The organism is Pseudovibrio sp. POLY-S9, assembly GCF_001431305.1.
Classification (GTDB): Bacteria; Pseudomonadota; Alphaproteobacteria; order Rhizobiales; family Stappiaceae; genus Pseudovibrio.
This window is the reverse complement of record NZ_LCWX01000151.1, coordinates 16493-24856: the sequence shown is the minus strand read 5'-3', so window position 1 is coordinate 24856 and position 8364 is coordinate 16493. Positions and strand designations below refer to the sequence as shown.

Here is an 8364-nt window from a genome sequence, read left to right as displayed (position 1 = left end):
TGTCTGCGGTAGTTGTCAGTGGGGTTGCCGTCATACCCGTAGATAAACATCTGCCCGAAGAACGGGCATTCGAAGTTGATTGAGGAGCGTGTGGTCGCGTTCAACAGGCGTAGATTGATCAGCTCTCCCGGTTTTACCTTGATGATCGGGCAATACTGGCTGTTGACCGTGATGTTGTATTCACTGTTGGGGAACTTGGCGACCTGCTTCTGGTCCTCCACCTTGCCCTCAGCGTTCACGGCAATGTTCTGGAACACCATGCAGTATTCCTTCACACCCATCTCTTTGAGCTGATCATCAAACGCGCCACGCACGATAATCATACCGGCCATGCCGCTGCCAACCTGCAAGGCCACGGACCCGTGCTTGTGCGGGTGATACCAGTAGACCCCCGGAGGGTGATCCGCTGGAATGTCGTACTCGTAGTCATAGGCTTCGCCGGGGCGAATGGTCATGCAGACGTTATCTCCGGGAGACTCCGGCGTCACGTGAAGGCCGTGTGTGTGGATGTTGTAATTGTTGAACCCGTAAGGGAAGTTGATGTCATCCGGCTCGGTCTGGTCCTGCTCCGGCAACTTGTTGTGTGTGTGGATCTGCAGCTTTGAACCCGGCCTGACCTCAATGGTTGGGCCAGTCAGAGTGTTTCCAACCTCTTTGGTAAGATCGCTTGTGAACACTCGGGTGTAGGTTGGGACGTTGTGAGGCTTTTCAAAGCTGAAAACATTGTTGGTGTCGTATTCAACATCCAGAGTAACTTCCAGATGCTTCTTTTCAGGATCCATTACGTAAGCTGGCGGGTTTTTGATAGGGCTCAGGAAGGAAAAGGGCTTCGCCTCACTCATGTAGCGGTTCCTCACGTCGGCAGCACTCAAGTGCTTGTTGGTTTTGATTTCAACCTACTGAGGATGGGGGAGTGGTGGAAACGTTGCTTGGCAACGGGGTTAAGGTTCCGTTAGGTAAAAAGGTCGGTTCCAATCTGACCTTACGTTTATTCCCTAAACGCGCACTCCGTGCAGCTTTGGACGGGTGCCAACTTGCCGTTGCCGGGAAGTAAATGCCTGAAACGGAATCTCTTTCTCCAATTTAGAACGATTATTTATTGTGGGAAGTCTACGTATTTTTTGCCTTTGCGTGACCTATGTCAATTTAGCTGGGATATCACCACATGCGGTTGCATTTCAGTGAAATTTCTACACACATCAACCCATTGAAATATATGCGAATAATAGCCTTTCATGAGGCGCTCACAATAACTTGACGATGGTCAATGTAAGAAGCTCGAGGGCAAGCTTACATAACGATGCCGGGTAAGGTTCGTTTCTATTGGAGTTTATGGTGTCGTTTAAATCAATTCTCCGTTTTTTGGCCAGTATCGCGCAGAAATGCGCAGTCAGCGCCGTGGCTGTAAGCGCTCGTAAGAAGTCAGCAGCATTTGATGACAACACTCTCAATTATGAAAGTGCCATCAAAGACGAACCCCTGATTGCTCCTTGGGGCAAGTTCTATGTCTCTAACACCTTAAAAGACATCGGTTCGGCAACACTCCAGATCACCAGAGGGGCGCGGATTGTCCCTCTATTTTCGCCAGTTTCGATTTGAGGAATGAGTTATGAGAGGCATTGGTAAGGTCAGTCTGATTGGCGCAGGACCGGGTGATCCGGATCTCCTGACAGTGAAAGCTCTGAAGCGCATTCAGGACGCTGAAGTCGTTGTTTACGATCGTCTGGTCTCTCAGGAAATTATGGATCTGGTTCCGCCTAAGACAGCTCTTTATCCTGTCGGGAAGAAGCCGAAGAGCCATCCTATTCCTCAGGAAGAAATCAACCAGTTACTCGTTGATCTCGCCAAAGAAGGTAAGCGTGTTGTGCGCCTTAAAGGTGGGGATCCGTTTATTTTTGGCCGCGGCAGTGAAGAAGCTGCTGAACTGGTCATTGCCGGTGTCGACTATGAAGTCGTGCCAGGCATCACAGCTGCGCAAGGCTGTGCCTCAAGCCTAAACCTGCCACTCACGCATCGCGGCCTTGCAACGGGGCTAAGATACGTAACCGGGCATTGCCAGAAAGATGTACCCCTCGATCTGGATTGGGCCAGCCTTGCGGACCCTAACACCACCCTCGTGATCTACATGGGCCTTGCTGCCATCGCCGAGATTTCTACCAAGCTTGTTGAGCACGGCATGCCTGCAGACATGCCTGCTGTTGCGATCTCGAAGGGCACCACATCAGAAGAGCAGAAAGTGTTCGGCACACTCACCACAATCGGTGAGCAGGCTAAGGCAGCTAAACTACCAGCGCCGACACTGTTCATGATTGGTGATGTTGTGGGTCTAAAAGACTCTCTGGAGCTGCCGTCCTTCTCCGGCAGTGAGGCAAAATGGGGCGATAGACCTCATCTGGAGGTTATCAATGGCTAAGACAGAGCGGAGTGTGCAAAACCCGCTGCGTTCTTTTCTGAAGGCTGGGGTGCTGGCGCTTCCGTTGCTGACTGGAGCGCCCCTTGGGGCTCTTGCCGATGAAGAGGCCCTCAAGATCATTGATCGCGAAAAGCTGACAGACTTCGTGCAGCAGGACTGTGGGTCCTGCCACGGTCTGACACTTGAGGGCGGTCTTGGAGGGCCAATCCTTCCAGAAAATCTGGAACATATGGACTCTGATGTCATTCAGGAAGTGATCCTTGGCGGATTGCCGGGAACGGCAATGCCACCATGGCGCGGCTTCCTCACCGAAACTGAAGCGGCCTTCATTGCGGAAGGTCTTAAAACAGGAGCATTCAAGTGAAGACGTTTTTTGCTGCCGCAGCCTTAGGTGCGGGTCTTTTATTTGCTTCTGCAGCCAGTTCTGAAGACCTGCGCGCCACGGGCGATTTGGGTCTGATTATCGAACGAGCCACAGGAACAGCCCTGATTGTCGAAAGCACAGACCGTACTGTGTTGGCTCAGGTAGAGGGTTTGGGCAACCTCTCGCACGCCTCTGTTGTTTACTCGCGAGACGAGCGCTACGCCTATGTGTTTGGCCGCGATGGTGGCTTGTCCAAAGTGGATATGCTCACTGGCAAGCTTGTTGGCCGCGTTATGCAGGCTGGCAACTCCATCGGCGGCGCCATTTCTGATGATGGTAAGCTGATCGCCGTCGCCAACTACAAGCCGGGCGGCGTGAATGTATTTGACGCGGAAACTCTGGAGCTGGTCTCCGAAGTGCCTGCGATTTATGACGAAGTTGGCAATCAGTCCAAGACCATTGGACTTGTGGATCTGCCCGGTCGTCGCTTTGCTTTCTCCCTTTGGGATGGTGAGCAAACATGGATTTTGGACTATTCCAAGAGCCTGAAGCCTGAGATCACCAAACTCGAAGACATTGGCGTCTTCCCATACGATGCGCTGGTTACGGGCGATGGCCGCCACTACATCGTTGGCCTGTTTGGTGAAGACGGTCTGGCTCATGTGGATCTTTGGAAAGAGCCTCTGACAGTTGAACGCATCATGGATGGCTACGGCAAGGGGGAAGAGCCTCTTCCGGTCTACAAGATGCCCCATCTGGAAGGCTGGGCGAAAGCCAACGGCATGTACGCACTGCCTGCCATTGGCCGCCACGAAGTGCTGTTCATGGATGAGCGTGACTTCACTGAAGTCGATCGCGTAAAGGTACATGGTCAGCCGGTGTTTGCCATGGCGCGTCCTGATGGTCGTCAGATCTGGGTGAACTTTGCGCCTCCACACAACGATACCATTCAGGTGATCGATATTCTGGACCGCAAGATCATCAAAACGATGAAGCCGGGACCGGGCGTGTTGCATATGGAGTTCACTCCGCGCGGCAACGAAGTCTGGATGTCCGTTCGTGACAAGAATGAAATTCATGTCTACGACACAACGGATTTCTCCCTGAAAGAGGTTCTGCCAGCGGAAAAACCAAGCGGCATCTTCTTTACTTCACGTGCACACCAGCTGGGGCTTTAGGTCCCGGCTTTCCCAGGGCGGCACTGGCCGCCCGAGCGATTGGGGAGTTTGCGATATGAGCGCACAGCTGAGTGATATTGATCTCGTATTGGTGGACAAGTGGCAGCATAATTTTCCGCTTGTCCCTAAGCCATTCAATCTCATAGCCCGGGAAACCGGGGTGGACGCTTTAGACGCGATCAGCAGTTACGAACGGCTGGTCGCAAATGGCGTCATTTCGCGTATTGGCGCGGTATTGGCTCCAAATACAGTGAGCGCGAGTTGCCTGGCCGCAGTGTCAGCGCCTCCACACTTTGTGGAAACGGCAGCGCAGCTCATCAACGATGAGCCGGGGGTCAACCACAACTACCTGCGTGAGAATGATCTCAATATCTGGTTCGTGGTTGTTGAACGGGATCGGGCGACGTTAGAGGCCACGCTCGCCCGTATTGAGCAGAACACCAATCTGGTCGTTCATGCTTTTCGGATGGAAAAGGCTTTCCACCTGGATCTGGGGTTTTCTTTGACAGAGCAGCGGCTGGAAAAGAAGACCCCCGTACTCCCGCCGGTCGATATGTCGGTTCTGGAGCCTGGTGACATCAACCTGCTGGAAAAACTGTCTGATGGCATTCCTCTTTCGGACCGCCCTTTCCTGCGCATTGCGCTGAAGCTGGGGCGCTCGGAAACCACCGTGCTTGAACGGCTGAAAGTGCTGCAGGATGCTGGCATCATTCGCCGGTTTGGTGTGGTCGTGCGGCATCGGTCCATCGGTTACAAGGCGAATGCGATGACGGTCTGGAATGTTCGTGATGAGCATATTGATGACGTTGGCGCCATATTCTCTGCAGACCCGATGGTGAGCCTTTGCTACCAGCGCAACAGAGAGATGCCGCTTTGGCCGTACAACCTGTACACCATGACCCACGCGAACAGCCGTGAAGAGGCGCTGGAGGTCATCAACCGGCTTTCCACCACGGCCACGCAGCACGTGATGAGCAGCGACGTGCTGTTCTCCACCAAGTGCTTCAAGCAGCGTGGTGCCCGTCTGTCTCGCAGTGTTGGAGTAAGTGCATGAGCACAGATATTGCCCACCTCAATGAACCTGCCAAGGTGCATCTGGATGATCTGGACCGCAAGCTGATCAACCGCTTGCAGGACGGCCTTCCGGTTGTCTCAAAGCCGTATGCGGCGGTCGCAGAAGAACTGGGCATTGCAGAAGACTTGCTGCTTGAGCGCCTGCAATGGCTGCTTAAGACGCGTATCCTCACTCGTTTCGGGCCAATGTTCGACATTGCTCAAATGGGCGGGGCCTTCTGTCTGTGCGCTATGGCTGTACCGGAAGAGCGCTATGACGAGGTGACTGAACAGGTGAACTCGTTGGAAGAGGTGGCGCACAACTATGCCCGTGATCACGAGCTGAATATGTGGTTCGTGCTTGCCACGGAAACCCCTGACGAAATTGAGAGTTGCGGGAAACGCATTGAAGAGCTGACCGGAATCCCGGTCCGGCAGTTCCCGAAAGAACGCGAGTTTTTTATTGAGTTTAAGGTTCCAGTATGAGCACGCATAGTATCGAAGAATTCTCCGAATTTGACCGTGCTCTGGTGGCTGCGCTGCAAGAAGGTTTGCCGCTAGTTTCCGAGCCATATGCGCAGATTGCCCATCAGCTTGGCGTGAGCGAAGAGCTGGTGCTGGAACGCGTTGCTTCCATGAAAGAAAACGGTGCAATTCGTCGTATTGCGGCTGTGCCAAATCATCGCGCCCTTGGCATGCGTGCCAACGGCATGTCCGTCTGGAATATCGTTGATGAGGACGTTGAACGCATTGGACAAATGATGGGTTCTCTGGACTTTGTGTCCCACTGCTATCAGCGCCCAAGATGGCTACCCACATGGCCGTACAATGTCTTTGCCATGGTGCATGGAAAGACTCGCGAAGAGTGTCTGACTTTAGTCAAGGAAATAGAGGCGCTCATAGGGACATCATGCAATGGAAATGATGTCCTGTTTTCGACAAAAACCCTGAAAAAAACAGGACTTAGACTTCGTCGCAGAGGGGAGAGCCCGCGTGTTTCGTCTGACCCATTATCTCAAAGCTCTAGCGGATCCGTATCCACTTCCACCAGCGCGTAAACCTGCTGGTCCGGTTGTTATCTGGAACTTGATCCGCCGTTGTAATTTGAAGTGCAAGCACTGTTATACAACCTCAGGCGATGTAGATTTTCCCGGCGAGCTTTCAACCAAGCAGGCCTATGAGGTTATTGATGACCTGAAGGGCTTCCGCGTCCCGGTTATCATCTTCTCTGGTGGTGAGCCGCTGATGCGCCCGGATATGCTGGAGCTGTCGGCCCACGCCAAACAGCTTGGCTTCTATACCGCCCTGTCCACCAACGGCACGCTTATCGACAAAGATATGGCGCGCAAGATTGGTGAGATCGGTTACGACTATGTCGGCATCTCACTGGATGGCATTGGCAAAGTGCATGATGACTTCCGCGGCATGGATGGCGCGTTTGACCTGTCATTGCAGGCTGTGCGTTACCTGCGCGAGGAAAACGTTAAAGTTGGCCTGCGCTTTACGCTGACAGAAGAAAATGCCGATACGCTGGATGACTATCTGGATCTGTGCGCTCGCGAAAAAGTGGACAAGATCTACCTGTCTCACCTTGTGTATGCAGGCCGTGGCAACAAGAACCGTGGTGAAGATGCGCACCTGAACGTGACCCGTAAAGCCATGACCCACCTGATTGAAAAGGCGTGGGAAGATGTGCTGGCTGGCAAATCCAACGAATACGTGACCGGCAACAACGATGCGGATGGCATCTACCTGTTGCAGTGGGTGCGTGAGAACATGCCGGAAAAAGCTGGTTATCTGGAAGATATGCTGGAGCGCTGGGGTGGCAATGCCTCTGGTGTAAACATCGGCAACATCGATAACACCGGCAAAGTGCATCCGGACAGCTTCTGGTGGCACTACACCATCGGCAACGTGAAAGAGCGCAAGTTCTCCGAGATCTGGCAGGATGTATCCGACCCGGTCATGGCTGGTTTGAAGCAGACCCCGCGCCAGATCAAAGGCCGCTGCGGATCTTGCCAATACTTCAACATCTGTAATGGCAACACGCGCGTGCGCGCGCTGCAGCTGACGGGTGACCCTTGGGCGGAAGATCCATCCTGTTACCTGACGGATGAAGAGATCGGTCTTGGGGATGCAAACCACCAGCGCGTTGAAACAACACCATTCCGGGGAGCTCGTCATGAAGCCAAACACGTTTATGCCTAAACTCGCCGGAGTTTTGCTGGCAACCTGCATGTTGGCAGGCGCTGCGGAAGCACGCGGTAAAAAGCTTGAGCTTTATCCAGTCTCTGACGCCACAAAAGGCACCTATCAGGAGCTTTGTGCGGAGTGTCATGGTGGTGACCGCTTAGGCGGCATTGGCCCTGCGCTCATCCCGGAAAGTCTGAAGCGTCTGCGCGTAAGTGCTGCGACATCGACCATCAAGGATGGTCGTGTTCACACCCAGATGCCAGCCTTCGGGGATCAGCTCAACGATCAACAAGTCGCTGATCTGGTGAATCTGGTAAAGACCCCATTGGGCGCAATGCCGGTGTGGGGTGAAGAGGAAATCAACGCGACCCGCGTGTTCAACGAGGACTACAAGCCCGTTGAAAAGCCGGTTTATGAATCCGATCCGCTGAACCTGTTTGTGGTCGTGGAGACTGGTGATCACTACGCCACCGTCATGGATGGCGATACGTTTGAACCGCTCACCCGCTTCAAAACCCAGTTTGCATTGCATGGCGGCCCTAAGTTTACACCGGACGGACACTACGTGTTCTTCATGTCCCGTGATGGCTGGATCACCAAATACGATATGTGGGCGCTGAAAGTGGTTGGCGAAGTACGCGGCGGTATCAATGCCCGTAACATCGCGCTTTCCCGCGATGGCAAGCACATTGCACTGGCAAACTACCTGCCACATTCTCTGGTGATGTTGTCTGCTGAGGACCTCACCGTTGAGAAGATCTTTGATGCAGAGTCTTTAGGCGGCGAAACCACACGTGTTTCTGCAGTTTATCAGGCACCAGAACGTGACAGCTTCGTTGTTGCAATGAAGGATGTGCCTGAAGTCTGGGAAGTGGCGACCAATCCAAAGGCAGAGCCTGAGTTTGATGCCTATGTCGATGCTGAGAACTACGGCAAGGATGGTGCGAAACCAACATCTGAAGGTTTGTTCGCCCTGCGCCGTATTCAGGTTGATGCGCCGATGGACGATTTCTTCTTCGACCAGTCCTACAAACACCTGATGGGATCGTCTCGTGACGGGAAGAGCGGTGTTGTGGTGGACATGGATGAAGGCGCGACCATTGCCAAAATCGACCTACCCGGCTTCCCGCATCTAGGCTCCGGCATCAGCTGGGAGTGGCAGG

10 protein-coding genes are annotated in these 8364 nt (G+C 53.5%); 9 read left to right on the top strand and 1 reads right to left on the bottom strand.

The window, feature by feature from the left end; genetic code table 11:
- Positions 1-842: multicopper oxidase domain-containing protein (locus PPL9_RS14175; RefSeq protein ID WP_152986697.1), on the bottom strand; the 842-nt coding region annotated here is incomplete at its 3' end.
- Between the two features lie 493 nt (positions 843-1335).
- Between PPL9_RS14175 and PPL9_RS14170 the strand changes: the two genes are divergently transcribed.
- The 9 genes from PPL9_RS14170 to PPL9_RS14130 form a co-directional block, all read left to right on the top strand.
- Complete coding sequence (locus tag PPL9_RS14170) at positions 1336-1599, top strand: hypothetical protein (protein WP_152986696.1); 264 nt, start codon at positions 1336-1338, stop codon at positions 1597-1599.
- A gap of 10 nt (positions 1600-1609) precedes the next feature.
- Complete coding sequence (gene cobA, locus PPL9_RS14165; protein ID WP_057463311.1) at positions 1610-2413, top strand: uroporphyrinogen-III C-methyltransferase; 804 nt, start codon at positions 1610-1612, stop codon at positions 2411-2413.
- Positions 2406-2777 carry a cytochrome c gene (locus PPL9_RS14160; protein WP_057463310.1) on the top strand — a complete coding sequence of 124 codons (372 nt, stop codon included), beginning with the start codon at positions 2406-2408 and terminating at the stop codon, positions 2775-2777. The genes cobA and PPL9_RS14160 overlap by 8 nt, the downstream gene beginning before the upstream one ends.
- Positions 2774-3955: a cytochrome D1 domain-containing protein gene (locus PPL9_RS14155; RefSeq protein WP_057463309.1), complete on the top strand. Its 1182-nt coding sequence runs from the start codon at positions 2774-2776 to the stop codon at positions 3953-3955. The genes PPL9_RS14160 and PPL9_RS14155 overlap by 4 nt, the downstream gene beginning before the upstream one ends.
- A gap of 55 nt (positions 3956-4010) precedes the next feature.
- Complete coding sequence (locus PPL9_RS14150; RefSeq protein WP_057463308.1) at positions 4011-5009, top strand: Lrp/AsnC family transcriptional regulator; 999 nt, start codon at positions 4011-4013, stop codon at positions 5007-5009.
- Positions 5006-5494 carry an AsnC family transcriptional regulator gene (locus PPL9_RS14145; protein WP_200962320.1) on the top strand — a complete coding sequence of 163 codons (489 nt, stop codon included), beginning with the start codon at positions 5006-5008 and terminating at the stop codon, positions 5492-5494. The genes PPL9_RS14150 and PPL9_RS14145 overlap by 4 nt, the downstream gene beginning before the upstream one ends.
- Positions 5491-6066 carry an AsnC family transcriptional regulator gene (locus PPL9_RS14140; protein WP_057463307.1) on the top strand — a complete coding sequence of 192 codons (576 nt, stop codon included), beginning with the start codon at positions 5491-5493 and terminating at the stop codon, positions 6064-6066. Before PPL9_RS14145 ends, PPL9_RS14140 begins: the two co-directional genes overlap by 4 nt.
- Positions 6002-7216, top strand: coding sequence for a heme d1 biosynthesis radical SAM protein NirJ (gene nirJ / locus PPL9_RS14135; RefSeq protein WP_057463306.1), 1215 nt, complete (start codon positions 6002-6004; stop codon positions 7214-7216). Before PPL9_RS14140 ends, nirJ begins: the two co-directional genes overlap by 65 nt.
- A partial coding sequence (locus PPL9_RS14130) for a nitrite reductase (protein ID WP_208989372.1) occupies positions 7191-8364 on the top strand: 1174 nt, incomplete at its 3' end. The genes nirJ and PPL9_RS14130, both read left to right, overlap by 26 nt.